The sequence below is a fragment of the Anabaena sp. PCC 7938 genome, from assembly GCF_049315035.1.
Lineage (GTDB): Bacteria > Cyanobacteriota > Cyanobacteriia > Cyanobacteriales > Nostocaceae > Anabaena > Anabaena cylindrica.
Genome location: NZ_CP186034.1, coordinates 1,869,464 through 1,894,111, shown reverse-complemented (window position 1 = coordinate 1,894,111; position 24,648 = coordinate 1,869,464). Strand labels below are relative to the sequence as shown.

Annotated in this window: 28 protein-coding genes and 1 pseudogene; 11 read left to right on the top strand and 18 right to left on the bottom strand. The window is 41.1% G+C overall.

Going from position 1 to position 24,648, the window contains the following annotated elements:
- Window positions 1–8 precede the first annotated feature (8 nt).
- Entirely contained in the window at window positions 9–302 is a 294-nt protein-coding gene (locus ACOWPH_RS08830; protein ID WP_015215025.1) for a hypothetical protein, read from the top strand.
- Window positions 303–330: 28 nt separating this feature from the next.
- Here ACOWPH_RS08830 and ACOWPH_RS08825 read toward each other — a convergent pair whose 3' ends face one another.
- The 4 genes from ACOWPH_RS08825 to acs all read right to left on the bottom strand — a co-directional run bounded on the left by ACOWPH_RS08825 (window position 331) and on the right by acs (window position 3,691).
- Window positions 331–528 carry a hypothetical protein gene (locus ACOWPH_RS08825; RefSeq protein WP_015215024.1) on the bottom strand — a complete coding sequence of 66 codons (198 nt, stop codon included), beginning with the start codon at window positions 526–528 and terminating at the stop codon, window positions 331–333.
- The gene (locus tag ACOWPH_RS08820) at window positions 525–1,115 is read right to left on the bottom strand and encodes a DUF4365 domain-containing protein (RefSeq protein WP_015215023.1); all 591 of its coding nucleotides are present in this window, start codon (window positions 1,113–1,115) and stop codon (window positions 525–527) included. Before ACOWPH_RS08820 ends, ACOWPH_RS08825 begins: the two co-directional genes overlap by 4 nt.
- A 4-nt stretch (window positions 1,116–1,119) precedes the next feature.
- Entirely contained in the window at window positions 1,120–1,605 is a 486-nt protein-coding gene (locus ACOWPH_RS08815; protein WP_015215022.1) for a DUF4365 domain-containing protein, read from the bottom strand.
- A 115-nt stretch (window positions 1,606–1,720) separates the two neighbouring features.
- A complete protein-coding gene (gene acs / locus ACOWPH_RS08810; RefSeq protein WP_015215021.1) occupies window positions 1,721–3,691 on the bottom strand; it encodes an acetate--CoA ligase in 1,971 nt (656 codons plus the stop codon).
- Between the two features lie 22 nt (window positions 3,692–3,713).
- Here acs and ACOWPH_RS08805 point away from each other — a divergent pair, with 22 nt between their 5' ends.
- Together ACOWPH_RS08805 and ACOWPH_RS08800 are read left to right on the top strand one after the other, a co-directional pair.
- Complete coding sequence (locus ACOWPH_RS08805; protein WP_277882366.1) at window positions 3,714–3,845, top strand: hypothetical protein; 132 nt, start codon at window positions 3,714–3,716, stop codon at window positions 3,843–3,845.
- Between the two features lie 237 nt (window positions 3,846–4,082).
- Window positions 4,083–4,625, top strand: coding sequence for an REP-associated tyrosine transposase (locus ACOWPH_RS08800; protein WP_015215019.1), 543 nt, complete (start codon window positions 4,083–4,085; stop codon window positions 4,623–4,625).
- 374 nt (window positions 4,626–4,999) lie between these two features.
- Here the strand turns inward: ACOWPH_RS08800 and ACOWPH_RS08795 are convergent, their stop codons facing one another.
- Window positions 5,000–5,299, bottom strand: coding sequence for a pentapeptide repeat-containing protein (locus ACOWPH_RS08795; RefSeq protein ID WP_368082233.1), 300 nt, complete (start codon window positions 5,297–5,299; stop codon window positions 5,000–5,002).
- 694 nt (window positions 5,300–5,993) lie between these two features.
- Entirely contained in the window at window positions 5,994–6,143 is a 150-nt protein-coding gene (locus ACOWPH_RS08790) for a hypothetical protein (protein ID WP_171815794.1), read from the bottom strand.
- Between the two features lie 37 nt (window positions 6,144–6,180).
- On the opposite strand from ACOWPH_RS08790, the gene ACOWPH_RS08785 reads away from it, so the two are divergent.
- Together ACOWPH_RS08785 and ACOWPH_RS08780 are read left to right on the top strand one after the other, a co-directional pair.
- Window positions 6,181–6,495, top strand: a complete 315-nt coding sequence (locus ACOWPH_RS08785; RefSeq protein ID WP_015215018.1) for a type II toxin-antitoxin system Phd/YefM family antitoxin — start codon at window positions 6,181–6,183, stop codon at window positions 6,493–6,495.
- Window positions 6,496–6,592: 97 nt separating this feature from the next.
- Window positions 6,593–6,814: pseudogene (locus ACOWPH_RS08780) on the top strand (type II toxin-antitoxin system RelE/ParE family toxin); the annotation flags it as partial.
- 366 nt (window positions 6,815–7,180) lie between these two features.
- On the opposite strand, the gene ACOWPH_RS08775 reads toward ACOWPH_RS08780, so the two are convergent.
- Window positions 7,181–7,624 carry a pentapeptide repeat-containing protein gene (locus ACOWPH_RS08775; protein ID WP_242043074.1) on the bottom strand — a complete coding sequence of 148 codons (444 nt, stop codon included), beginning with the start codon at window positions 7,622–7,624 and terminating at the stop codon, window positions 7,181–7,183.
- A 639-nt stretch (window positions 7,625–8,263) separates the two neighbouring features.
- On the opposite strand from ACOWPH_RS08775, the gene ACOWPH_RS08770 reads away from it, so the two are divergent.
- The 3 genes from ACOWPH_RS08770 to ACOWPH_RS08760 all read left to right on the top strand — a co-directional run bounded on the left by ACOWPH_RS08770 (window position 8,264) and on the right by ACOWPH_RS08760 (window position 11,109).
- Complete coding sequence (locus ACOWPH_RS08770) at window positions 8,264–9,691, top strand: PKD domain-containing protein (RefSeq protein ID WP_042465029.1); 1,428 nt, start codon at window positions 8,264–8,266, stop codon at window positions 9,689–9,691.
- 229 nt (window positions 9,692–9,920) lie between these two features.
- Window positions 9,921–10,613, top strand: a complete 693-nt coding sequence (locus ACOWPH_RS08765) for a hypothetical protein (RefSeq protein ID WP_015215016.1) — start codon at window positions 9,921–9,923, stop codon at window positions 10,611–10,613.
- A gap of 67 nt (window positions 10,614–10,680) precedes the next feature.
- A complete protein-coding gene (locus ACOWPH_RS08760) occupies window positions 10,681–11,109 on the top strand; it encodes a hypothetical protein (RefSeq protein WP_015215015.1) in 429 nt (142 codons plus the stop codon).
- Window positions 11,110–11,549: 440 nt separating this feature from the next.
- Here the strand turns inward: ACOWPH_RS08760 and ACOWPH_RS08755 are convergent, their stop codons facing one another.
- Window positions 11,550–11,984 (bottom strand): hypothetical protein, encoded by a 435-nt coding sequence (locus ACOWPH_RS08755; protein ID WP_015215014.1) that lies wholly within the window; start codon window positions 11,982–11,984, stop codon window positions 11,550–11,552.
- 358 nt (window positions 11,985–12,342) lie between these two features.
- Between ACOWPH_RS08755 and ACOWPH_RS08750 the strand changes: the two genes are divergently transcribed.
- The gene (locus ACOWPH_RS08750; RefSeq protein ID WP_015215013.1) at window positions 12,343–13,065 is read left to right on the top strand and encodes a TerC family protein; all 723 of its coding nucleotides are present in this window, start codon (window positions 12,343–12,345) and stop codon (window positions 13,063–13,065) included.
- Between the two features lie 83 nt (window positions 13,066–13,148).
- On the opposite strand, the gene ndk is transcribed toward ACOWPH_RS08750, so the two are convergent.
- Both ndk and ACOWPH_RS08740 read right to left on the bottom strand, forming a co-directional pair.
- Window positions 13,149–13,598, bottom strand: a complete 450-nt coding sequence (gene ndk, locus ACOWPH_RS08745) for a nucleoside-diphosphate kinase (RefSeq protein WP_015215012.1) — start codon at window positions 13,596–13,598, stop codon at window positions 13,149–13,151.
- A 204-nt stretch (window positions 13,599–13,802) separates the two neighbouring features.
- The gene (locus ACOWPH_RS08740; protein ID WP_422665712.1) at window positions 13,803–14,126 is read right to left on the bottom strand and encodes a hypothetical protein; all 324 of its coding nucleotides are present in this window, start codon (window positions 14,124–14,126) and stop codon (window positions 13,803–13,805) included.
- An 83-nt stretch (window positions 14,127–14,209) separates the two neighbouring features.
- Between ACOWPH_RS08740 and speA the strand changes: the two genes are divergently transcribed.
- Window positions 14,210–16,222, top strand: coding sequence for a biosynthetic arginine decarboxylase (gene speA, locus ACOWPH_RS08735; RefSeq protein WP_015215011.1), 2,013 nt, complete (start codon window positions 14,210–14,212; stop codon window positions 16,220–16,222).
- A 92-nt stretch (window positions 16,223–16,314) separates the two neighbouring features.
- Here the strand turns inward: speA and ACOWPH_RS08730 are convergent, their stop codons facing one another.
- From ACOWPH_RS08730 to ACOWPH_RS08720, 3 genes are all read right to left on the bottom strand, one after another.
- Window positions 16,315–17,484, bottom strand: coding sequence for a sugar phosphate nucleotidyltransferase (locus tag ACOWPH_RS08730; protein WP_015215010.1), 1,170 nt, complete (start codon window positions 17,482–17,484; stop codon window positions 16,315–16,317).
- A gap of 156 nt (window positions 17,485–17,640) precedes the next feature.
- A complete protein-coding gene (locus ACOWPH_RS08725; protein WP_015215009.1) occupies window positions 17,641–18,456 on the bottom strand; it encodes a segregation/condensation protein A in 816 nt (271 codons plus the stop codon).
- 49 nt (window positions 18,457–18,505) lie between these two features.
- The gene (locus ACOWPH_RS08720; RefSeq protein WP_015215008.1) at window positions 18,506–19,603 is read right to left on the bottom strand and encodes an AI-2E family transporter; all 1,098 of its coding nucleotides are present in this window, start codon (window positions 19,601–19,603) and stop codon (window positions 18,506–18,508) included.
- Between the two features lie 177 nt (window positions 19,604–19,780).
- On the opposite strand from ACOWPH_RS08720, the gene pdxH reads away from it, so the two are divergent.
- On the top strand, window positions 19,781–20,425 hold the full coding sequence (pdxH, locus tag ACOWPH_RS08715) for a pyridoxamine 5'-phosphate oxidase (protein ID WP_015215007.1): 645 nt from the start codon (window positions 19,781–19,783) through the stop codon (window positions 20,423–20,425).
- A 36-nt stretch (window positions 20,426–20,461) separates the two neighbouring features.
- Here the strand turns inward: pdxH and ACOWPH_RS08710 are convergent, their stop codons facing one another.
- From ACOWPH_RS08710 to ACOWPH_RS08690, 5 genes are all read right to left on the bottom strand, one after another.
- Complete coding sequence (locus ACOWPH_RS08710) at window positions 20,462–21,226, bottom strand: Uma2 family endonuclease (RefSeq protein ID WP_015215006.1); 765 nt, start codon at window positions 21,224–21,226, stop codon at window positions 20,462–20,464.
- A gap of 368 nt (window positions 21,227–21,594) precedes the next feature.
- Window positions 21,595–22,356, bottom strand: coding sequence for a DUF3153 domain-containing protein (locus tag ACOWPH_RS08705; RefSeq protein ID WP_015215005.1), 762 nt, complete (start codon window positions 22,354–22,356; stop codon window positions 21,595–21,597).
- Window positions 22,357–22,399: 43 nt separating this feature from the next.
- Window positions 22,400–22,918 carry a tetratricopeptide repeat protein gene (locus ACOWPH_RS08700; RefSeq protein WP_015215004.1) on the bottom strand — a complete coding sequence of 173 codons (519 nt, stop codon included), beginning with the start codon at window positions 22,916–22,918 and terminating at the stop codon, window positions 22,400–22,402.
- Between the two features lie 112 nt (window positions 22,919–23,030).
- Window positions 23,031–23,921: an acetylglutamate kinase gene (gene argB, locus ACOWPH_RS08695; protein ID WP_015215003.1), complete on the bottom strand. Its 891-nt coding sequence runs from the start codon at window positions 23,919–23,921 to the stop codon at window positions 23,031–23,033.
- A 135-nt stretch (window positions 23,922–24,056) separates the two neighbouring features.
- Window positions 24,057–24,611 (bottom strand): shikimate kinase, encoded by a 555-nt coding sequence (locus ACOWPH_RS08690; protein ID WP_015215002.1) that lies wholly within the window; start codon window positions 24,609–24,611, stop codon window positions 24,057–24,059.
- Window positions 24,612–24,648 lie beyond the last annotated feature (37 nt).

Sequence of the window (24,648 nt, the reverse complement as noted above, 5' to 3'; positions counted from 1 at the left end):
ATGCAAAAATGGAAAAAATATTAAAAGTCATTGAAGACGTAATTACTAACCCACCAATTCCCCACGAACCCTATAAGCAATCATTGAAAAATTGGGCTATGTATTGCTTACGTGATAGAGGTTTTATTGTAGTTTACGCCCAAAAAGCTGATTTTGCGGTGGAATTTAAAAGCGGAGAAAAGTTTTATTTTAAGGTTTCAAATACTGCTGATGATTTAGATAATAAATTTAATTGGATTGTTTGGGATGGTATTGCTAAAAAAGTTAGTTTGATTAAGCAAGTTGTTGAGGCTGGTAATTAGTAATTGGGACGCAAAATTATCACATGGACTAGTAGGATATAGAGGGTGGGGAAACCCCGCCCCTACAGGTTTGGTCATGATAAATTATTGGTAACATCTCCGTTGGATTTTCGGAATTTTTTTGCTTAAACCTGTTTTTGATGAAGAGTAGTAAATTTAATACTTCTGCGATTAAAAAGTCCGGTGCTTGAGCAATTTCTTTAATGAGTTCTTCTTTTGTTGTCATGATTTCACATCATTTACTTCTTGATTTATATCATCTTTAGCTGCACGCTTTTGTGTAATTTGTTTTAGAGCATCACGTACATGATAACGTTCACGTCGTGATATTACATAATTAGTTGTTTGATTCTCGTACCATTGATTCACTAAAGAAACAATATCATTTATTGCTTCGTTTGTTAATTTTCTAAATTCTGGACTTCCATTAGATTTTAATTTGTTACTATTTTCGTTATCAAGAATTGGTTCGTTAATCCATTTATAGTAGCCATTATCATTATCGAGGGTAAAGAAAAATAGACATATTGGGAAATTACACTTTATGAATCGTGATTGCAGAACATTTATATCTGCTCCTTCTATATTGAAAATATGATTATTCTGAATGATCTTAGGGCTAGATTTTATTGCTTTTACCTCAACGCCAAAAATCCTATTAATATTTTTACCATTTTGCCTAATTGAAACTAAAATATCTAAATCATGCTCTTTTTTTTCGGTATCAACAATCAAGTCATCACGACGAGTTAAGTACACAACTGTCAAAGCTTTTGAACGTAAACCAATATACCAAGCTTGCTCTGTTTGCATAGTTTTATCTCCATTGTTGATCAGAAAATTGTGAAGCTAAATTCTTATTCTTATATTGACTCCAAAAATTATTGACTTCATCCCAAAGGATTTGTCTATTTTCTTTATTAATAGGAAATTTAGTAGATAGACTTGAGAGAGATTTTAAATTTTCTCCATTAGCAGAAACTAAATAACCAACTTCTTGAATTTCATCAATTCCAACTATATAAGTTGGTGCTGGATAGGATGCTATACCAATTACAGATTCTTCTTCTACTTTCACCTTGAGGCGATTCTCTTTTTTAGTATAACCTTGCCTCGTAGTTTTGACTTGAACAAAGAAATAGGGAATATAAGAATCAGCACCTACTAATTCAACAATAAAATCAAGATACTGCCATTTATCTCCTAAAAACTGCGGCTTAAAAATGGGACTACCACCCAAGGGAAACGGTGTCATTAAAAGGTGAAATAGCGATTCTCCTCTCGCTCCCAATGCATCTCTCATTTTCTTACATATACTCCTATTATAATTCAAGTTATAATTTTCTTCCCACAATAAAGGGTAGGCAATTTTGCCCACCCCATACAGATTTTACACAGTTGTGAAAAACTAGCCTAAATTAATTCCCTTCTCGTAACTTATCTAAAACACTGCGATCTTCTAAAGTTGAAGTGTCTCCCGATACTTCCTCACCCGCAGCCAGATTCCGCAGCAAACGCCGCATAATTTTACCCGATCGCGTTTTTGGTAAAGCGTCTGTAAACCTGATTTCACCTGGACGTGCGATCGCACCAATTTCACTGACAACGTGCTTCTTCAGTTCCTTACTCAACTCTTCACTGGCTTGATAAGTCCCCTCTAAAGTCACAAAAGCCACTACTTCCTCACCCTTCAAATCATCCGGTTTACCCACCACCGCAGCTTCCGCAACCGCAGGATGAGACACCAATGCAGACTCTACTTCCATCGTTCCCAGGCGGTGTCCTGACACATTCAGCACATCATCGACACGCCCCATGACCCAGAAATAACCGTCCTCATCTTTTCTGGCACCATCACCAGCAAAATACGTATAATTACCATCTTTGGGGGGAATATGTTCCCAATAAGTCCGACGGAAACGGTCTGGATCACCGTAAACATTCCGCATCATTCCCGGCCACGGATGCCGAACAGCTAAATAACCACCTTCATTTTCAGGGACAGTATTACCTTCTAAATCGACAACATCGGCAACAATTCCAGGGAAAGGACGAGTTGCAGAACCGGGTTTAGTGGGAATTGCACCAGGTAAGGGTGTAATCATAATCCCACCTGTTTCCGTTTGCCACCAAGTATCAACGATGGGACAACGTTCACCACCAATGATTTTGTGATACCACATCCAAGCTTCTGGGTTAATTGGTTCACCGACGGTTCCCAGTAAACGCAAAGAAGACAGATTCCGCGTATTGGGTAAATGTTCACCCATTTTAATAAATGCCCGAATCGCTGTCGGTGCTGTATAAAATGTAGTTACGCCGTATTTTTCAATGACATCCCAGAAGCAACCAGGATTAGAAGCACGGGGCGCACCTTCATACATGACAGTGGTTGCACCGTTGGAAAGCGGGCCATAGACAATATAGCTATGTCCAGTAATCCAACCTACATCAGCGGTACACCAATATACATCTGTTTCTTGGAGGTCAAAAATCCATTTGGTGGTGATATGGGTGTATAAGTTATATCCTCCTGTGGTATGCACAACCCCTTTCGGTTTGCCAGTACTTCCAGAAGTGTAGAGGACAAACAGCATATCTTCGCTGTCCATTGGTTCAGCAGGACAATCAGCGGAAACACCTTTTTGTAAATCATGCCACCAATGGTCGCGCCCTAATTCCATGTGTGTTTTTTGACCTGTGCGTTTTACCACTAACACATCTGTCACGCTGGGAACAAGACCATGATCTAAGGCTTTGTCTACTTGTTCTTTGAGGGGAACGATCGCATCTTTACGCCAACCACCATCGGCTGTAATCACTAGTTTAGCCTCAGCATCGTTCAAGCGATCGCGCAAAGCCTCGGCACTAAAACCCCCAAAAACCACGCTGTGGGGTGCGCCAATTCTGGCACAGGCTAACATGGCTATAGCCGCTTCTGGTATCATGGGCATATAAATCCCAATGCGATCGCCTTTTTTCACCCCTAACTGCTTCAAGACATTGGCAAATTGACAAACTTCCCGATGTAATTGAGCATAAGTAAGAGTGCGGGAATCTCCCGGTTCTCCTTCCCAAATCAACGCCGCTTTATTTTTCCGCCAAGTAGTGAGATGTCTGTCAAGACAGTTGTAAGAAATATTAATCTTACCGTCAACAAACCACTTCGCAAACGGAGGTTGCCAGTCTAGTACTTTGTTCCATTTTTGGAACCAATGCAACTCGGTTTCTGCCAATTCCGCCCAAAATTGTTGAGGATCAGCTTTAGCTTTATCATATAGACGTTCATAATCTTCTAAACTTTTGATATTCGCTTGTTGCGAAAAAACACTTGGAGGATGAAACAGACGCTTCTCTTGTAAAATGGACTCTATAGTCGGTTGAGACATAATGATGTATGCAAAGAATATTGTGACTAAAAACTATGGTAGTAGTAAATTATGTAGTGATAATAAAATTATGCGGTACAACAAGGGAGCATCCCAAATATGTAAGTTTAGTGTCATGCTGAATGAAGCGAAGCGCAATGAAGCATCTCGCTAGATTCTTTCCTTCAGAACGCTACGCGAATGCTTCACTCCGTTCCGCTCAGAATGACAATTTGCAATGTTTTTGCAAAATTGGGATGCTCCCTACAACAAGAATTTTAATGATGAATAAAATGCCAAGTAGCACAAATTATGATTATCTAGCCTTTTAGAAAAGGATAAAGTATATTTAACAGTGCGTTACACTTCGTTAACTCACGCTACAAAATCAGCGATTCCTACGGATCGCACTATGGAATACCGCAGAGCTAAGGTAGAAGGAGGGACTTTCTTTTTTACTCAAGTCACCTACAATCGTCTTCAATTTTTGTGTGAGCAAGAAAATATTTTCCTGTTACGCAAAGTGTTTAGAGAAGTTATCCAGAAGCATTTATTTACTGTAGATGCGATTGTTGTTTTACCAAACCATTTACATTGTATTTGGACATTGCCACCAGGAGATGATGATTTTTCTCGGCGGTGGCGGTTAATTAAGAGCAATTTTACTCGTCTTTGTCATCCACAATATAAGGGGAAAACCTCTGCATCACGTCAACTCAAAAAAGAGCAAGCTGTTTGGCAACGCCGTTTTTGGGAACATCAAATTCGTGATGAGTTTGATTTTCAGCAACACGTTGATTACATTCATTATAATCCAGTGCGACATGGTTATGTAATGGCACCCAAGGATTGGCAATATTCGAGTTTTCATCGTTATGTTACCCAGGGTATATATACAATTGATTGGGGTGCTGGTATGAAGTTAGAATTTCCAGATGATGTAGGAAGTGAGTGAACAATATCAAAATATTGTGTTGGTTTAAAGCAATATCTTGTCCATTTTTCGTATGTTGGGTTAAGCGACAGCGCAACCCAACAAATGCGTTAGGTTTTATTTTATTGCTCCGCAACGCTAACGCGAACAAACCAACCTATAAATTAAGACTTTTTTCGATCTGGACAAGGTATTGTTTTAAAGTGAATATATATGATGTAGAAATATTTGTACAGTTCATTTATAGTTATTAATTCTTTTAGATTAGATTAGATTAGATATCATTAATGTTGGGTTTCGTTCCTCAACCCAACCTACGAGGAATTGCGATTCCACTCACTTCCGGTACAAATCCTATAAGTGCATTTTTACTAGCAGATTCTGAAGAATCTGAGTCAGTCAGTGCGGATACTACCATCAGGCAAAATAGTGTTTTGATGGATATTACCCTCGAACCAACTACCTTCAATGTCAGCCCCAGTCAAATTGGCATTGGTCAAGTTGCAGTTAACAATATCAGCATATCCCAAACTAGCATCGGTTATATTGGCTCCAGTCATGTCAACTCTATACAAACTAGCTCTAACCAAGATAGCCCTACTCAAGTTAGCCCCACTCAAATTAGCTCCATCCAAACAAACAGAATTGAGAATAGTTCCACTCAAATTAGCTCCACTCAAGTTAATATTTTCCATGTAGGAGTCGGACAAATCCAACCCACTGAGATTTACCCCGCTCAAATTAGCTCCGATAATTCCGTCACTAATGTACAAGTTAAACATAGTGAAATCTCTAACACCAGTAGTGTAGAGTTCGAGAATTTCCCTATTCTTGAGCAATAGTTTGCTTTTACTCATAATGCCTTTTCTGTTGAAATTTCCGACATCCAAGCTAGTATATCGAGTCTCTTAGGTTTATATACCCAAACTCTTTTTAACCTCTACATCACTGTAACCGACCTCCCCACAGGACAACTCGCCGAAGCTGTTATCACCAACTACGACTCCCTTGGTCGCCCCAACAGAGGCACAATCCTCATCGACGAGGACGCTAACGGAATCGGTTGGTTCATAGACCCCACCCCCAACGACAACAGCGAATACACCACCACCCTTACCGACACAGCCTACCGCGCTACCACAGGCGAAGCATTCGGTAAATACGACCTGCTAACCACCATCCTCCACGAAATGGGACACCTAGCAGGCATCATCAACGGCTACAGCGAATTTGACCGCCACATCCAAACCATCGACGGTACCAAACACCTCATCACCAACAACATCAACGCCACCATCACCAACGACAGTAGCCACCTAGACCCCAAAGCACACCCCTACGACCTCATGAACACCACCCTCACCCCAGGTGTCCGTAAACTCCCCTCCCTCATAGTTGGTTTAAAGCAATATCTTGTCCATTTTTCGTAGGTTGGGTTAAGCGATCGCGATCGCATTGCGTCCCGGAGGGAACTAGCGCTCCGCAGGAATCGCGCAACCAAACAACAGCTTTAATAACCAACCCACTCAAAAAAATCATTGACAAACACTACCAATCACAAATAACATTGAATTAGATGCTAATTAAACTTGCAGCCATGATAAACCTTACTAAAGATATACATTCCCTCACCGAATTTAAGCGTAACACCACTGAATTTCTACAACAGATTAAAAAAACAAAACACCCCTTAGTTCTCACTGTCAACGGAAAAGCCGAGTTAGTTGTTCAAGATGCAGAATCTTATCAAGAACTATTAGATGCTGCTGAGTTAGTAGAAACTTTAAAAGGCATTAAACTAGGCTTAGAACAAATGCAGCAGGGTGAAGGAAAAAAAGCCGAAGATTTCTTTAATGAACTATTTAATAAATTAGATAGTTCCAATGAATGATAAATATCAAATCATCATCCAACCAGAAGCGCAGAAAGCAATAGAAGATGCTTATTTCTGGTTTAGTAATATTTCTCACTAAAAGGCTAGAACATGGTTAGACGGATTATATAAATCTATTTTATCACTAGAAATAATGCCTTCTCGTTGTTCTCTAGCATTTGAAAATGAATTTTTTGATCAAGAAATACGACAATTTATATATGGAAAAGGAAGAAACGCCTATCGAATTATTTTTACAATTGTTGACGATAATGTTCAAATTATTTTTGTGCGACACACGGCTCAAAAACCAATGAGAGAGGAAGAATCAGAATAACTAATGTAGGTTGAGTTAAGCGACAGATCAACCCAAAAAATGCGTTGGGTTTCATTCCTCTACCTACAAATTAAGACTTTTTTCTATTTGGACAAGGTATTGTTAAAGTGAATATATATTATGTGGGAATATTTGTACAGTTAATTTATATTTATCAATTCTTTTAGATATCGTTAATTTTGGGTTTCGTTCCTCAACCCAACCTACAAGATCAGCGATCGCACTACAGCCACTCAAGCTGTTATCGAAGCCAATAAAGACAAGCGTGAACCTACAGATATGCCTGATGGTGTTCCTCTTCTTGCAGACGAATTTTTGGGTTCCCAAAAGAATGAAATATATACTAACAGCAATATTGTATCGTCTTCAATACCCAATACTGTCGTACCAAATACTTCCATCAGGCATGATGGTATTACAGAAAATAGCCTTACGAATGTTATAGAAGCCCTCGACCGAACGCAAATCGGCATTGGTGAAGTTAGCACCATCGAAAGAGGAGTGGTTCACGAAAGCATCCCTGAGAATAGCATGGCTGAAATTAGCGCCATTAAAACCGCATTGGTACATTTCGGCTCCGCTCAGATTGGTGTTGACAAAGGAAGCATTTATGAAGTTGGCTTGACCACCTCTGGCCCCACTCAAATTAGCTCCATTAAGGATGGCGTCATTCAACTCAGTTCCTTCCATATAAGCTCCCCTGAGATTAGCCCCACTGAGATTGGTATTGTCCAGGTTAGCAGCTTCCAAAAAGGCTCCTTCCAAGTTGATCCCACTCAGGTCAGCCCCACTCAGGTCAGCCCCTATCATGAACAAACCAGTTCTGCTGCAATTAACACTCCAAGCAAAGTTTCTTTCTCCCGCTTCATACCTATCCAACATTTCTTCAATATCCATAACTCAAACCCTGCAACAACCAACACGTATAAAGATAACCTACAAAATCTCTGGAACACTCTCTTTGACCCCACCAACCCCTTCAACTTAAACTTACAAATCACCGACCTCCCCGTCGGACAACTAGCCGAAGCCCAAATCACCAACTACGACTCCTTTGGTCGCCCCAACGGAGGCACAATCCTCATCGACGACGACGCTAACGGAATCGGCTGGTTCATAGACCCCACCCCCAACAACAACAGCGAATACACCACCACCCTCACCGACACAGCCTTCCGCGCCACCACAGGCGACGCTTATGGCAAATACGACCTCCTCACCACCATCCTCCACGAAACAGGACACTTATTAGGCATCATCAACGGCTACAGCGAATTTGACCGCCACATCCAAACCATCAACGGCACAAAAACCTTCATCACCAACAACATCACCGCCACCCTCACCCCAGACGGTAGTCACCTAGACTCCAAAGCACACCCCTACGACCTGATAAACAACTCCCTCGCCCCTGGTGTACGTAAACTACCATCATGGCTCAACCTGCAAATGCTCAACGCCATCCGTACTACCACGGTAGCACCAAGCAGTACAACACAACTAACAGCACCACTAACAGCAATACTACTAGCAGACATCACCAACGGCAACTTCAACGAAACCGACCCAACAAAACCCGAATTTGGTTGGACAACCCGTGGAGCAACCACCATCCTCAACTCCCACGCCGTCCTCACAGAAGACTCCCCCCTCCTCAGCAACCTCACCCAAACCTTCATCATCCCCGACAACGCCAAATACCTACAATTCACCATCCTAGACACCCAACTAGGAACCAACACCTTCGCCCCCAACGATGCCTTTGAAGTCGCCCTCCTAGACACTCAAACCCTCACCCCCCTAATCGGCACAGCCACCGGACTCACCCACACCGACTCCCTCCTCAACCTCCAACAAACCGGCAACACCTACTTCAGTAACAACGTCAAAATCGCAGGAGCAAACACCTCCGGCGACAAAATAGCCCTGAACACACCCCGCACCGTCAACATCGACATCAGCAACATCGCCCCTGGAACCGCCGCCACCTTATACTTCGACCTCCTCGGCTTCGGTGCCAAAGATGCTCAAGTCATCATTGATAACGTCATCCTCCTCAACGACGACCTCATCACCCCCATAGCCAACAACGACACCGCCACCACCGACCAAGGACAACCCATACTTATCAACGTCCTAACCAACGACAGCACCCCCAACGGCACAGTCCAACTGGGTACAGCAGCAAATGGCAACATCATCATCAACTCCGACAACAGCCTCACCTACACACCCAACAACAACTTCGTTGGTACAGACACCTTCACCTACATCATTCTAGACAACAACGCCATCTCCAACGAAGCCACAGTAACAGTAACAGTCACCGTCAACAACATCGCCCCCACGATCAACAACGTTTCGGTAGAATCAAACATTCAAGAAGGAATAACCAGCACCTTCAGCGCCACAGCCACTGACCCTGGTAATGACCTCACCTACAGTTGGAACTTTGGCGATGGCACAGATGCAGTAATTGGAGAAAACGTCAATCACATCTTTGCTGATAACGGCATCTACACTGTTACCCTCACAGTCAGCGATACAAACGGTGCAAACACATCCCAAACAATCACCACCAACGTCAGTAACATTGCTCCAGTTGTGCAAGCAGGTGTAGACATCACCACAGATGAAGGCACAGCCATTACCTTCAACGGCAACTTTAACGACCCCGGTATATTAGATACCCATACAATTACATGGGACTTTGGCGACAACAGCACAGCTACAGGCATCCTTAACCCCATTCACACTTACACTTTACATAGTCGGTCTTTACTCAAAACCCTCCAGAATTTGGTTAAACCTAAAGGAATTGTTAAGTGTGATTTAGGAAAATACAAATTACACCTCTTGTCCCTTCTTAAAGGGTAAAATAACAATACATCCATAAATTAATAGGTATATTGCACCCATTAGCCTGAGAAAAGCCTGTGTTGTTACATACTCAAAAGATTGTTAATTAAAATACTTTAGAACAATGAGCTTTCTAGAGAATCTTCTTTTAAAACCAGATTTTAACACTAAACCATGTTTTGGACACTGCTTTGGCAATGTATAAAATTTCAACAAAATTATTAGTCACTGAAGAGTAGGACGTAGTTTGCAAGCAAAAGAGATTAAGGAGAAACTAAAGTCACTGATCGATAAAGCCTCAACGATAGATCCTCAGTTAGCAAAAAGGCTAAATGAGATTAATCGCTGGGTGAGACTTATTCGACCTGGTTCTCTGACTGCTAAACCATTTGTACTTGCCTTCCTCCTAGAGGTAATTACGGACTCTACAATTTGGCTGATCATTCAATCATTACCTTCTGAAGCAGCACGAGAAGCAAAATTTGCTCAAATGACACCAAATGAGAGATATTGGTATAGTTATCTCTTTCCCCGATGGATAAACTCAACAGATGCCAAATTTTATATTTGGAAGAAAAAAATAATGGCAGGAGAGTTTAATCATTTGGATGGTGATATTATTAAATTAATAGCTCAAGATGTTGTCCGTCGTGAAGGTAGTTTTTGGCAGCGCTATATTGCCGACCTTTCTATGGCAACAGATTTAATTATTAGTAATCATCAACAAAAACCACTTTGTATTCAAGTTACCAGTGTTAGTGAAGAGTTTCATGGACGAAAGTATGAGAAGTGGCAAAATGCACTGCAATTGTGGGAAATAGAAAGAGGATTGTTCTTAAGTTACAATCCCGGTTCAAGTGATTTTATCAATCAGTTAGTCAATGTGGCACTGTATAACAGTGATCATCTTGCTGAAGGGAAGTATGTCAATTTTTCCTGATGTCAATTTTTTGATGTCGAATATCTGAGTCCTAGCCCTACATTGTTACCTGCTTACAACAGCATTTATGGTTAACCAACAAGAAATGAACAGCATTACTCAAGTAGATGAATTTGCTGAAATTTTAGCAGCAGCCCGCAGGATGCAGCAAGACTGGCTAGAAAACGGGCTAAATTTTGTTCATCTTTATGTTGAAGATGTAGATGGAGACTGGCTAGAAACTTGGGGAGATGATGAAGTCTCTAATTCTTTATTTGATGCTATTAAGGAATTTCTAGTTAGTGATGATGATGTCGCTGTGAAAATTAGGTATTATTTGAGAAATGAATCACTGTTTGATTTAGCCGTAAATTTGGAAGAATCTTTGCGGATTTATAGAGGAGATGAAAAATTATTTGCTGTGCGGGATATTTTAATTGGTAATGGTGATATTTGTCATCAAGAATTATTAGAGTTAGCAAATAATCTAGTTGATAGGTTTTCTAGGTTTTCATAAATCGAGAAATTAAATCTTTAGTGCAATTTATTTGCTAAAAAATAAGCATTACTTAGCAATACCTCTTCCAAATCGAAAAAAGCCTTGATTTGTGGGTTGGGTTGAGGGACGTTCACGTAGTGTGCCGGAGGCATAACCCAACAAATGCGTCGGGTTGCGCTATCGCTTAACCCAACCTACAAAAAATGGACAAGGTATTGACTTAGATTAGGTAATGCTTAAATCTTTCTTGATCTAGTCATAAGCAATTTTGTGAAATTACCCTCTCCCATGGCCGTGCCAGAAGGTTAGGTACTTGCGAATAAAAAAATAAATGTACAAAAATTCCTTGTTGTGCGGGACGAAAAGCCCGCTAATCAATAAAGGACGGGCAGGATGCCCATCCCACAAGATTGGATAAATTTTCCACAGTATGACATTTTAGACTTTGAAAACAACCACTAAGGAACAAGAACTGTTCTTAGTTCTTGTACGTGTTGTTTATAGACAAACCAGGTGGGATTATTGTCCGTATCCTGCTGACATGGGAGTGGTTGTTCAAATGTAACTTCCCAATAATCACTCAATTTTTCGGTGTTACCTTGAGGGCGTGCTGGTGCATTCTGAATTTGTCTTCTGATGGCAGAAACAAAAAATTTCGTACCTTGTCTCACTGAGCATTTTTCTTCATTACTGGTTATATCTTTCGATTGTTTATACCAGTTTTCTCGCCGCTTAAAAGTAGTACTTAAATTAGGTCTAACCCTTAAAATGCGGTCTCCAGAAGTAGTTTGAGAAGATACAGTTTCAGTATTTATTATACCCAAAATACCACATACCACCGTCAGAGATAAGAGTAATTGCTGAGGACGTAATCTAATGTTACTAATTTTCATCTTGTAGTGTTTAGTTTTACCTTAGATGTTAATAACGCCATTTTTGCATAAATTCTGTTTGTAGTTAAGTACCCACGCAATATTAATTTCATACTAACGAATATTAATAAATCCTATCGTGTATAAAAGTGTAAGTTAATGACCATAAGTACTTGTATCTCTGCCATCTTTTTAGGATTGTTGACCTCGTAAATATACTGCTATGATAAAATTTTTTGGGGTTTATTTCTCAAGAAGGTCGTCATTAAAGGCGCTAACTACACGTTAAACTGGACTAAAGTAGCAATTTCTTGCACTCTTGATCATAAAAAATATCTAAATCCTCTTAATTGAGATTTTCACTGTCTGAGAAATTGGAATGCTAGACCAAATTTTTAATTCCTTAAACTTTCATTTCAGCATAGAAGCCTTTATAGTTCTCTCAATCTTAGTGTTTTTAGAGGCTGTGCTATCGGCGGATAATGCGATCGCACTGGCTGCGATCGCACAAGGACTAGAAGACAAAAAGCTGGAAAATCAAGCGCTAAACATAGGTTTAGTCTTTGCCTATGTGCTACGAATTACCCTACTACTTACTGCCACTTGGGTACAAAAATTCTGGCAATTTGAACTGTTGGGTGCTGCTTACCTGCTATGGCTAGTATTCCAACACTTTACCTCACAGGAAGATGAGGACAATCACCATCACGGGCCACGTTTTACATCTTTGTGGCAAGCTATACCCGTGATTGCTTTTACCGATTTGGCATTTTCCTTGGATAGTGTGACAACAGCGATCGCAGTTTCTCAAGAAAAATGGTTGGTAATTACAGGAACCACAATCGGGATTATCACACTTCGATTCATGGCTGGGTTATTTATTCGCTGGTTAGATGAATATGAAAATTTAGAAGATGCCGGCTATATCACCGTAGCATTTGTGGGTTTACGCCTGCTATTGAGAGTCATCAATGATGATTTAGTACCACCCCAATGGATCATGATTAGTGCGATCGCCATCATCTTAGCCTGGGGATTTTCCAAACGCACCATCATTGAATTAGTCCCAGAAGAACCAGAAAAAAGCGAAGTATCGAAATGAGGCAGGGAGCAGGGAGCAGGGAGCAGGGGTAGAATTATCTATAACCTCTTCCCAATCACCAGTCCCCAATCCCCAGTACCTAATTACTCATGTAACCAAGGTGTTGAGTGTGGTTGCCAAGTTACTAATTCTTCATCCTTAAACCAGAGTGCAATTTCCTTTTGTGCAGTTTCTGGAGCATCAGAACCGTGGATCAGATTACGGCCAACATTAATGCCAAAATCGCCGCGAATCGTTCCTGGTTCTGAGTTTAAGGGATTAGTTGCACCAATAATTTTTCTGGCAGAAGCGATAACGCCATCACCTTCCCAGACCATCGCTACAACAGGACCGGAAGTGATAAATTCGACTAAACCGGGAAAAAATGGTCTTTCCCGGTGGACATCATAGTGTTGTTCAGCTAATTCCCGGCTGACTTTCTGGAACTTCAAGCCAACGAGAGTAAAGCCTTTAGTTTCAAAGCGACGGATAATTTCACCCACTAGTCCGCGCTGGACTCCATCAGGCTTAATTGCTAAAAATGTGCGTTCCAAAGCTATCTCCCAAAACTTAATAAAGCTTTTATGCGTTAATTGTCAGTCGTCTTTGATTTTTTGTCCAGTAGTCCCAGAATATTCTCTGAGAAACCCTTGTAGAGACGTTCCACCGGAACGTCTCTACTACAATCATTTTCACTCCTATGTCTTTTGTATTAGCTTCTGATTCCTAACTCCTGACTCCTGACTACTGACTCCTGACTACTGACTACTGACTCCTGACTCCTGACTCCTGACTCCTGACTTCTGACTACTGACTCCTGACTTCTGAACTCCTGACTCCTGAACTCCTGACTCCTGACTCCTGACTCCTGACTCCTGACTCCTGACTCCTGACTCCTGACTCCTGACTCCTGAACTCCTGAACTCCTGACTTCTGAACTCCTGACTCCTGAACTCCTGACTCCTGACTCCTGACTCCTGACTTCTGACTACTGACTCCTGACTCCTGACTCCTGACTCCTGAACTCCTGAACTCCTGACTTCTGAACTCCTGACTCCTCCCTCCTCCCTTTTACCAATCAAAAATTCTTGCTGGGTGCATATCGCTTCCCTGTCTAATTTGTTAAATTGTTATCTCGTGGGCGAAAAATAGAGGTCAGAAATCAATGGGTGTCGAGTCAACCGCTGATGAGATTGTCAAAATGCCTGCCAACGGGCATAAATCTGAATTGAAAAACCACAAGCACAAGAAGCTACTACCACCTATTACCACGACAAGCGATTTACCTCGTACATGGAAAATTGAGGATAGCGAAGACCTTTATCGAATTGAAGGTTGGGGAAAGCCTTATTTTTCCATTAATGCGGCTGGACACGTTACAGTTTCCCCCAAGGGCGATCGCGGTGGTTCGCTAGATTTGTTTGAATTAGTTAATTCATTAAAGCAACGTAATTTGGGGCTGCCCATGTTAATTCGCTTTTCCGATATTTTGGAAGATCGAATTGAACGATTAAACGCTTGTTTTGCTAAAGCGATCGCTCGTTATAACTATCCCGGTGTTTATCGTGGTGTGTTTCCCGTCAAATGCAACCAGGAAAGGCACTTGATTGAAGACTTGGTACGTTTTGGCAAACCCCATCAATTCGGGCTAGAAGCGGGTTCTAAGCCAGAATTAATGATTGCACTGGCTGTACTGAATACACCAGGCGCATTGTTAGTTTGCAATGGCTACAAAGACCGAGAATATATTGAAACAGCAATGTTATCCCAAAGGCTGGGACAAACACCAATTATCGTCATAGAACAGATTGAAGAAGTTGATTTGGTGATTGCTGCTAACAAGCAATTGGGAATTAAGCCAATTTTGGGAGTACGGGCTAAGTTAAGCACCCAAGGCATGGGACGTTGGGGAACATCCACAGGCGATCGCGCTAAATTTGGATTAACCATTCCCGAAATTATGGAAGCAGTAGATAAGTTACGGGAAGCTAATCTACTCGATTCTTTGCAGTTGTTACACTTTCATATCGGTTCACAAATCTCCGCCATCAATGTCATTAAAGATGCCATCCAAGAAGCCAGTCGCATTTATGTAGAATTGGCGATGTTAGGCGCAGATATGAAATATTTGGATGTTGGTGGTGGTTTGGGTGTCGATTACGATGGCTCTCAAACCAACTTCTACGCTTCCAAAAACTACAATATGCAAAATTATGCAAATGATATTGTAGCCGAATTAAAAGATACCTGTTCGGAAAGTCAAATACCCGTACCTACACTGATTAGTGAAAGTGGAAGAGCGATCGCTTCCCATCAATCAGTTCTCATCTTTGACGTTCTCAGCACCAGCGATGTCCCCCTTGAACTTCCAGATCCCCCACAAGAGGGAGAATCACCAATTATTAATTACCTTTGGGAAACCTACCAATCCATCAACCAAGAGAACTATCAGGAGTTTTACCACGACGCTGCTCAATTCAAAGAAGAAGCCATCAGCCGCTTTAACTTAGGAATTTTGCGCCTAAAAGAACGTGCAAAAGCCGAGCGTCTCTACTGGGCTTGTTGTCAAAAAATTCTGGAAATTACCAGACAGCAAGAATACGTACCTGATGAATTGGAAGACCTAGAGAAAATCATGGCTTCCATTTACTACATCAATCTTTCCGTATTTCAATCAGCACCGGATTGTTGGGCAATTGATCAACTATTTCCCATCATGCCCATACATCAGCTAGATCAAGAACCCACACAACGAGGAATTTTAGCAGACCTCACCTGTGATAGTGACGGTAAAATTGACCGTTTTATTGACCTGCGCGATGTCAAATCAGTTTTAGAATTGCATAAATTCAAACCTGAACAACCCTATTATTTGGGAATGTTCCTGAATGGAGCATACCAAGAAATTATGGGCAACTTACATAATCTTTTTGGGGACACTAACGCTGTTCATATCCAATTAACACCCAAAGGCTACCAAATTGAACACGTTGTCAAGGGTGATACCATGAGTGAAGTAGTTAGCTACGTGCAGTACGACTCTGAGGATATGGTGGAAAACATCCGCCAGCGTTGTGAAAAAGCCTTAGAAGAAAATCGCATTACCCTAGCTGAATCTCAGCGACTGCTACAAACCTATGAGCAAAGTCTCAGAAGATACACTTACTTGAATAGTTAGGACTGGGGACTGGGGGATTGGGGACTGGGAAGAAGTTATAGATAATTCCCCCTGCTCCCTGCTCCCTGCTCCCTGCTCCCTGCTCCCTGCCCCTAATTAATATTTGTTCCCAACAATTCTGCGATCGCTTGGTGTTCCAAAGGAGTTTCCGCAGGTGGGGTTTGACGAGCATCCGTAATCAGCCAGTCTAAAGCAGCCGCTTGCACATCAATCGCTGCCCCAGTCTTATCTACGCAATAACGTCCAAACACCAGCTTATCTACCAAACGCACTCCTGGAGCTAAACGCGACCATTCAAAAATTACGCTGTTGTCTACAGTTGCACCGCTACAAATCCAACAATTAGGGCCAATCATCGCTGGACCAACAATCTTCGCTCCATCTTCAATTCTGGTCATACCACCAATGTAAACTGGCCCTGTAATATCGACCTTATCCCAATTTACCGCTACATTTAAGCCAGTGTATATACCCGGTGCTACTTCATGACCAGGAATTTGCACATTTTTAATTTCTCCTAACAACACACCACGAATAGCCCGCCAATAATCTGGAACTTTCCCAATATCTACCCATTCAAAATCCATCGGTATAGCATAAAAAGGCGCATTAATTTCCACCAATTTGGGAAACAACTCGCCACCAATGTCATATTCCACACCAGACGGAATATAGTTAAATACTTCTGGTTCAAAAATGTAAATACCTGTATTGATATTAGTGCTAAGAGCTTCTTCAGTAGAAGGTTTTTCTTGGAAAGCTTTGACGCGATTGTCCTCGTCCGTAACCACTACCCCATAACTAGAAACCTCTTCCTGTGGAACAGATTTAGTAATGATAGTTGCAATCGCCCCCTTAGATTTATGCCATTTCACCGCCGCAGTTAAATCTAAGTCAATTAAAGCATCACCGCACAATACCACAAAAGTATCATCAAAAAATGGCGAAAAGTCTTGGATACGGCGCATCCCCCCAGCAGAACCAATTGCTTCCCCTACTAATTTACCGTCATCATCAATTTTGCCTTCAAAGGAATAGGCAATCTGCACCCCAAACCGTTGACCATCACGGAAATAATTTTCTATTTCCTCAGCCAAATGGCTGACATTAACCATAATCTCGTCAAATCCGTGCTGACGCAGCAGTTCTAGCAAAAATTCCATCACTGGCTTTTGCAGAATAGGAATCATCGGCTTGGGAATAGTATAAGTTATCGGACGGACACGAGTACCCTTACCCGCTGCGAGAATCATTGCTTTCATAAAATTTTATTCCTCCACCACGAGCCAGTTTACTTTCATCGAGAGCTTCTTAATCATCAGTTTTTATTCTGTTCTCAGCTAAAGGTATAACTAGATGATCATTAGTCAGTTATCTTTTCAATTTACTAGGATTCTGGGTTTTGCTGAAGCAAAAATTTAGTTGATCGAGTTGGAACTGTTGGCTAAACTAGGCAAGCGGATTTTTATCTCCTGGTAAAATTCTTCTTGAAATAGCTCTACCTTAGATTGAGCAGACAGCAGTAGTAAGGCCCAAAAAACACTGACTAAGTTACCATGTTCCGACTCATGGGAATCCCGATTTTTATCTGCTTGCTTTGTTTGTGTCCACAACTGTACTAGTTGTTCTAAATTCAAACATTGTCCCTCTAAATTTAGATCTTTGGCCGAAAGATGCAATACCTGTTCTAGTTCTAAAGCTACTTCTGTCAGATTTTCTTGGTGAGCTAATTCTAGTGCTTCCCGCATCGTTTGCATACTAGGCTGACGCTTAGGACGGTGAGGCTTGCTGGCCTTATCTACCCGTTTTAGCTGGTTAGCCATAACTTGCAATTGCTCAATTAGCTCTTGCAAAGTCACGCGACGTTTTGCTGGGGGCATTGCGGCTGGACGGCGACGCAACTGGCGCTCTAATTGCAACCGCTGAATGGGATACAACTCACCATCTTCACCATCCAAAAGTGAATCATCTGACACATTTTCTATATTATTATCTACTGTTGACAATTGTACCAAGGTATTAGCTTTGAATAATACAAGCATTGATGCTGATAAAAAAGCTTGCCCAGATTGAGACAAGTCAGCCTCATAGCCTCTTGCTGTTGACTCTGGTGCCATTAACTCCAAGTAGCGGTCTATTACCTCAATTACCTGCACATCCCAAGGATCAATTTCCCCCTGTTCAGCTTGGTGGATTAAATGTGTAATTGTTTCTAATAGCTCGGCAGCGTCCATCAATTTTAGATTTTAGATGTATTTACACAACTTAAAGTTACGAATTATTTTAACGTTGGTCTGTATCCGACTGAGAATCATAGTTTATTGTAAAATTTGATGCAAAATTACTATGTTTACTGTTTTTGATAGCATCGAAAGTGCCTTTGATAGTACCAGCTATTGGCACTGCAACCAGTGTTCCCAACAAACCAGCAATTTCAAATCCCATCAAAATAGATACAAAAATCCAGATGGGATTGAGTCCAATAAATTCGCCCATCAACTTAGGAGCTAAGAGATTATCTTTAATTTGCTGCAAGATTGTTGCTACCATTGCCACTGGAAATGCTAACCACGAATTTTGCAATAAAACTAACAATGTTACTAAGCCTATACCTAAAGCTGCCCCCACAAAGGGTATAAGTTCAGAAATACCAATAATGATCGCAAATAGCAGAGCAAATGGTACTTTCATAAATAAGAAAATTGGTGTTAGCGCTATTACCATAAACAGTCCCAGTAGTAATTGGCTCAGGAAAAAGTTCTGGAAATTTAGTTGTAAGGATTTTGTTAAAGGGACTGCAATATTAGATGGTAAGAGATTAACCAGACCAGACCAGACGCGATCGCCATATAACAGCATATAAAACGCCAGTACAACCACTAACACTATGTTCAATAATCCTGATAATAGCGTCCCAGCGAATCCCACCGCCCCAGAAGCTATCTGTTGTACCAAATTTTGAATATTAGCATTGATTTGATTGGTCACTAAGCTCAAATCAATATTTATACGTCGCTGACGCGCCAATAACTGTAATTTACTTAGGTTATCTTGACTAGAGGCCAACCAATCAGGAAGCTTATTTAAAAGTTGGATTGCTTGGTCAACTACCATTGGTACAAGCGTAACACCCAAAATAATTAACAAAGTTAAAGTCAAGAGTAAAACTATAATCACCGATTGAGTATGAGTGATTTTAGCCTTCTCAAATAATTTCACCGGATAATTGAGTAAAAATGCCAAAATAGCCGCAATACTCAAGATCGTAATTGGGTGCTGGAAATAGCGAAACAGTACCGACAGTAGCCAAACATTGAGAGCAATAATCGGGCCACTCAAACCGTAAATTAGTAGACTTTGAAGGGAGGTTGAACGGCGCATCTTGAGCAAACTAAAGAAATTTTATCAACTAAACCCGACATGAGTCCCCCACAATAAACTTTCTCTTGATAGTGTAGGTAGTTGACTCTGTGTTGCTACTGATTCCTATGATAGATATTTTTCTTCAACAATCCCACAATCGTATCAGCGTAGCTGATGATAAGGAAGCAAAAACCTATGGATAAAAACATAGCAGACCTACGCAAAGACTACACTTTGCAAGATTTGAATGAAAATCAAATTGACCCTAATCCTTTTATACAATTTAAAACTTGGTTTGATCAGGCAACAACAGCACAATTACCCGAACCCAATGCAATGACGCTGGCTACCTGCACACCAGATGGTAAACCCTCAGCGAGAATGGTACTACTCAAAGATTTTGACGAGCGAGGTTTTGTTTTATTCACTAACTACAATAGTCACAAAGGACAAGAACTAACAGCAAATCCCCATGCGGCTTTGGTTTTCTGGTGGGCTGAACTAGAACGCCAAGTCAGAATTGTGGGGACTGTAGAAAAGATTTCCAAAGAGCAGTCTGATGGGTATTTTGAGATGCGTTCAGCGAATAGCCGCTTAGGTGCTTGGGCTTCTAATCAAAGTGAAGTAATTGCTGGCAGAGAAGTTTTGGAGCGACAATTACAAGAATTCCAACGCAAATATGAAAATCAAGAAGTTCCCAGACCACCTCATTGGGGAGGATTTCGGGTAATTCCCCAAGAAATTGAATTTTGGCAAGGACGTTCTAGCCGTTTACACGATCGCTTGCTTTATACTCACTTAGATCATGGCAGTTGGAAAATAGAGCGTTTATCACCTTAATTTTTTGTAGCGGGCTAAGATGCCCGCATCACAAATTTACAACAATTCCGGATCAACACCTAGCTCACGTAACTTAGCGGCTAATAAATCAGCCCGTTGCCGTTCTTGTTCAGCCCGTTGCCGTTCCTGTTCAGCCCGTTGATGTTCCTGTTCAGCTTGTTCACTACTCCACAGCAGCAAATTTCCTTCCCTATCCCACCACCGCAACCAGTTTATGGTTTGACATAATCTTTCACCAGGCCAAATTCCTAAAAATAGCTCTAACTCAGGAATCCAAAAACGCCCATTAGTATCTGCTTGTTGTTTGGTGTATTCTCCATTTTGCAAACAGCGTACTTCTAAACTGGGTTCGTAGGGGTCGTAGGTGACGTAAGTGGGTACTTTGAGTATGTGTTCGTAAAAATACAGCTTTCCATAAGGTGGTGTGGAACGCACAGACAATTCTCCACCTTCTGTATCTGAGAGAAATTCCATCACCACAGCTACAGGTTCCCCTTCTAGATTGGGGGTATAACTGCGACGTACCACATCAACTGCTACGGGATGCACCACAGATACATAAAACCAGTCGGGGGCTTTGACGATAATTTTTTTGTTTAAGGTGGCTACAAGCCCAAAATTAGAGCCAATCAGCATCTGTGGTAGAATACGCCCTGTTGCACCTAAAGCATCAGTTAATGCAGCAGCCAGAGGAGGTTGTTGAATGTTTTCCACTGGGTCATCAGGTAAAATAAAATCTGCTGGGAGTGCTTCCCAGGTGACAGTCGGTGTTTTTTGAATTGGGTAAGTTTGTAGAATCATAGATTTATTTATAGATTGTCAGAATCAGGATGTCCAGGATTTATCTGGTTCCCAGTCTCTGAGTGGGAATACCATCATAGAGTCTCTGACTCTAATATAAAGGAAGGCAGAACCTTCAATAATTCATTCCCATACAGAGTATGGGAACGAGAAATCCTGCGTCAGACAATAAAAATCTCCTAATTCTGTAAATTCTTTAATCCTGTAAATTCTGGCATGGCTACACTATAGCGGTATGCACTTGAATGAAATACATCATAGCCCCCTCATCGCTTGCGGTGAACCAGTGCTGTAGGCGGGTTTCCCACCGTAGGCGACTGGTGAATCCGAAGGAGGAGGGGGTTGGGGGTGGGGTTCTTGTATCTCACTCAACCGAGAACCGCTATATCAGCCAATAATGTATATCTGAGATAAAAACCACCCCAAACAAATAGGATAATTATCAAAGTCCCGATACCCAACATATTGGGAAGCCAAAAAACTACTTCTATATGGTTTAATTCACCGGGTTTGAGTTTCCATATCAGTTGTTGACCATTTTTTTCTGGTTGGATTTCATCTTCAGTTTGCTGAATATTTTTAACTCCCCAAGGTGTCTGTAAGCTAAAGTCTAAGTTGATAATTGAAGCTGTACCAGTTAAAGCATTTCCTTTACTGGTTAGAACTGAAAGAGAACGCAAATCTAAATCATAAATCAAACGATTTCTAGATAATAGTAAAAAATTGTTATTTTGGACGAGTAAGTTGGAGGTAATATTCGGCAATTCTGAATCACTGGAAACGGTTTCAGGCTTTTGGGAAGTGCTATAGTTGAAGAATCCGCTAAATTTTTCTTGTAATTCTCTTCCATTACTAAAGGGAATTTTGAGAAGAATTTCTTCTGGAGAAATTCGCCTTGCTGATCCTTCTAATTTTCGGGCGCGACGCTCTAGACTATTTAACCATTCGGAAATATAATCACTGCTAAAACTGGTTAGTTGGTCAGATAATTGAATGTGCTGTATTATTTCACCGTTATTGGCATTATTAAAGTTTATGCCTAAATCATATTGAACACAACCAGACAATATAAAAGAGGCGCATATTAACAACCACAAAATAGGTTTTATTCGGAAATTAGATATATTCATAAAAATTAGACATCTCCACAAAGTTGAAATTTTGATTCCCTGTTTACATACTTAACCAAACTAAATAAGAAATGGTGATACCAACAGCAATAAAGGCTACCCAGATAAAACGATTATCTTTTGTATTAACTGTACTGAGATCAACATATTCTGGCTCTGCTGACTTCTGTTTTGGGGTAGATTTGGTGGGCTTGACGGTGACGAGCCTTTTGGTGTCGTTGTCAGAAATTGCACCTAAATCGGGAATTTCGCTCATCCACTCTTTTGGTCTTGTGAGTTTGGGAGCTTGTAAAATATAAATTAGTTGTCGTGCTTGTTTTTTGGTTTCGGCGTGGGGATGGCGACGAAGTTGTTGACAAAGTGCGATCGCATCCTCAGTTCTTTCAGCCGCTTCATAAGCTGTCACTAACCATATATCAACTTCACCAGCAAAGCGTGTATTCCGGGCTAATAAAGCACTGGCTTTTTCTAAATTTTCTACAGCCTCTCGATATTGTCCATTTTCAAAGGCAATTTTTCCCGTTTCGTAACGAGATTTAGCAATTTCTAAACTTTCTGTCATTAGTCATTGGTTATTAGTCAGTTGTCATTGGTGGTGATTTGTAATAGGGAATAAGAAGAGCAGACAGATTACAGTTTTTCCAATCACCAATCACCAATCACCAGTCCCCAAATTATTTAAACTGAGAACCGAGAATCATTGTTCCAATCCCGACATCTGTAAAGATTTCTAACAGGAGGGCGTGGGGAATGCGTCCATCAATGATGTGTGAAGCTTTGACTCCTTGGGCGAGCGATCGCACACAACAAGTTACTTTAGGTATCATACCCCCACTGACAACACCATCGTTAATCAGTTGGCGAGCTTCCCGAATATCTACTTTAGGAATCAAGGTAGATGGGTCTTTGTAATCTGTTAAAATACCCCGCGTATCGGTCAACAAAATCAGCTTTTCCGCCCCTAAAGCAGCAGCTATTTCCCCCGCTACAGTATCAGCATTAATATTGTAAGCTTGTCCGCTATCATCAGCAGCGACGCTAGACACCACGGGAATATATCCATTCTTAGATAGGGTATCTAAAATCTTAATATTCACATTACTTACTTCCCCAACAAAACCAATACCTTCATCACCTTGAGGACGCGCCGTAATTAAGTTACCATCTTTACCACAAAGTCCCACCGCCATACCGCCAGCTTGGTTAATCAGAGAGACAATTTCTTTATTGACTCTACCCACTAACACCATTTCCACCACATCCATTGTCGCCGCATCGGTGACGCGCAAACCATTTTTAAATTGAGCCTCAATTCCCAGTTTATCTAACCAACTGTTAATTTCTGGTCCACCACCATGTACTAAAATTGGTCGCAACCCGACACAGGATAAAAATACAATATCGCGGATAACTTTATCTTTGAGGACGCTGTCTTTCATAGCCGCACCTCCGTATTTGACAACAACGGTGCGACCTGCAAATTTTTGAATGTAAGGTAATGCTTCGCTGAGAATTTCAACGCGATTAGCTTCAGTCTGCCTGATATACTCTGTATCGTTTACCATTCTGAGGATCTTCCAATTTTGGATTTTAGATTTTGGATTTTAGATTGTACAGGATACAAGAAAAGACAATGGCGAATCTGCTTCACCCTTCTCAGAGATCCTCTTAGCAACTTAGTATCACAAAATTTCCTCAGATCAATTTTGCTGTTGAAAATCTTGATTTTTGAGAACGCTAGGAATTGCGTCTAGGACACAGGTGACAATTTGTTCTGGTGTTTGCGTTGCAGCGATGGTAATATGTAAATCTGCTTGGGAGTAAAGTGATTGACGTTGTTCGAGAAGCGATCTTAATTTACCTTCAGGGTCAGAATCCTGTAAAAGCGGTCTTGTATCATCTTCTGCTAACCGATTTAATAATATTTCCACTGGTGCATCAAGCCATACAATCAACCCATGACGCAGATAACCCCAGTTTTCCCGCCGCAACACAATACCCCCACCGGTAGCTATAGTTAATTTGGTATAAGCACAAACTTGAGCCAAAACATCACTTTCTAACTGACGAAACTCTGCTTCACCCTCATCAACAAATATCTCATTGATAGATTTCCCAGCCGCTTTAACGATTACATCATCAGTATCTAAAAATCCATAGCCCAGTTCTTTTGCTAGTAAGCGCCCTACAGTTGTCTTACCAACGCCCATCATCCCAATTAAATACAGATTGACTCCTCTTAATAAGTTACTCACAAATACCCTTAACTCCAGTTAAAAATTCTGATTTTTC

What these genes read in the sequence shown, in the direction of transcription:
- pdxH (WP_015215007.1), top strand. Translation starts at nt 19,781, where the DNA reads ATGGATAAAAACATAGCAGACCTACGCAAAGACTACACTTTGCAAGAT.
- acs (WP_015215021.1), bottom strand. Translation starts at nt 3,691, where the DNA reads ATGTCTCAACCGACTATAGAGTCCATTTTACAAGAGAAGCGTCTGTTT.
- ACOWPH_RS08830 (WP_015215025.1), top strand. Translation starts at nt 9, where the DNA reads ATGGAAAAAATATTAAAAGTCATTGAAGACGTAATTACTAACCCACCA.
- ACOWPH_RS08775 (WP_242043074.1), bottom strand. Translation starts at nt 7,624, where the DNA reads ATGATAGGGGCTGACCTGAGTGGGGCTGACCTGAGTGGGATCAACTTG.
- ACOWPH_RS08700 (WP_015215004.1), bottom strand. Translation starts at nt 22,918, where the DNA reads ATGACAGAAAGTTTAGAAATTGCTAAATCTCGTTACGAAACGGGAAAA.
- ACOWPH_RS08760 (WP_015215015.1), top strand. Translation starts at nt 10,681, where the DNA reads ATGGTTAACCAACAAGAAATGAACAGCATTACTCAAGTAGATGAATTT.
- ACOWPH_RS08785 (WP_015215018.1), top strand. Translation starts at nt 6,181, where the DNA reads ATGCTAATTAAACTTGCAGCCATGATAAACCTTACTAAAGATATACAT.
- ACOWPH_RS08820 (WP_015215023.1), bottom strand. Translation starts at nt 1,115, where the DNA reads ATGCAAACAGAGCAAGCTTGGTATATTGGTTTACGTTCAAAAGCTTTG.
- ACOWPH_RS08770 (WP_042465029.1), top strand. Translation starts at nt 8,264, where the DNA reads ATGCTCAACGCCATCCGTACTACCACGGTAGCACCAAGCAGTACAACA.
- ACOWPH_RS08815 (WP_015215022.1), bottom strand. Translation starts at nt 1,605, where the DNA reads ATGAGAGATGCATTGGGAGCGAGAGGAGAATCGCTATTTCACCTTTTA.
- ACOWPH_RS08720 (WP_015215008.1), bottom strand. Translation starts at nt 19,603, where the DNA reads ATGCGCCGTTCAACCTCCCTTCAAAGTCTACTAATTTACGGTTTGAGT.
- speA (WP_015215011.1), top strand. Translation starts at nt 14,210, where the DNA reads ATGGGTGTCGAGTCAACCGCTGATGAGATTGTCAAAATGCCTGCCAAC.
- ACOWPH_RS08795 (WP_368082233.1), bottom strand. Translation starts at nt 5,299, where the DNA reads ATGGAAAATATTAACTTGAGTGGAGCTAATTTGAGTGGAACTATTCTC.
- argB (WP_015215003.1), bottom strand. Translation starts at nt 23,921, where the DNA reads ATGGTAAACGATACAGAGTATATCAGGCAGACTGAAGCTAATCGCGTT.
- ACOWPH_RS08710 (WP_015215006.1), bottom strand. Translation starts at nt 21,226, where the DNA reads ATGATTCTACAAACTTACCCAATTCAAAAAACACCGACTGTCACCTGG.
- ACOWPH_RS08790 (WP_171815794.1), bottom strand. Translation starts at nt 6,143, where the DNA reads ATGATTTTTTTGAGTGGGTTGGTTATTAAAGCTGTTGTTTGGTTGCGC.
- ACOWPH_RS08730 (WP_015215010.1), bottom strand. Translation starts at nt 17,484, where the DNA reads ATGAAAGCAATGATTCTCGCAGCGGGTAAGGGTACTCGTGTCCGTCCG.
- ACOWPH_RS08725 (WP_015215009.1), bottom strand. Translation starts at nt 18,456, where the DNA reads ATGGACGCTGCCGAGCTATTAGAAACAATTACACATTTAATCCACCAA.
- ACOWPH_RS08825 (WP_015215024.1), bottom strand. Translation starts at nt 528, where the DNA reads ATGACAACAAAAGAAGAACTCATTAAAGAAATTGCTCAAGCACCGGAC.
- ACOWPH_RS08750 (WP_015215013.1), top strand. Translation starts at nt 12,343, where the DNA reads ATGCTAGACCAAATTTTTAATTCCTTAAACTTTCATTTCAGCATAGAA.
- ACOWPH_RS08755 (WP_015215014.1), bottom strand. Translation starts at nt 11,984, where the DNA reads ATGAAAATTAGTAACATTAGATTACGTCCTCAGCAATTACTCTTATCT.
- ACOWPH_RS08800 (WP_015215019.1), top strand. Translation starts at nt 4,083, where the DNA reads ATGGAATACCGCAGAGCTAAGGTAGAAGGAGGGACTTTCTTTTTTACT.
- ACOWPH_RS08705 (WP_015215005.1), bottom strand. Translation starts at nt 22,356, where the DNA reads ATGAATATATCTAATTTCCGAATAAAACCTATTTTGTGGTTGTTAATA.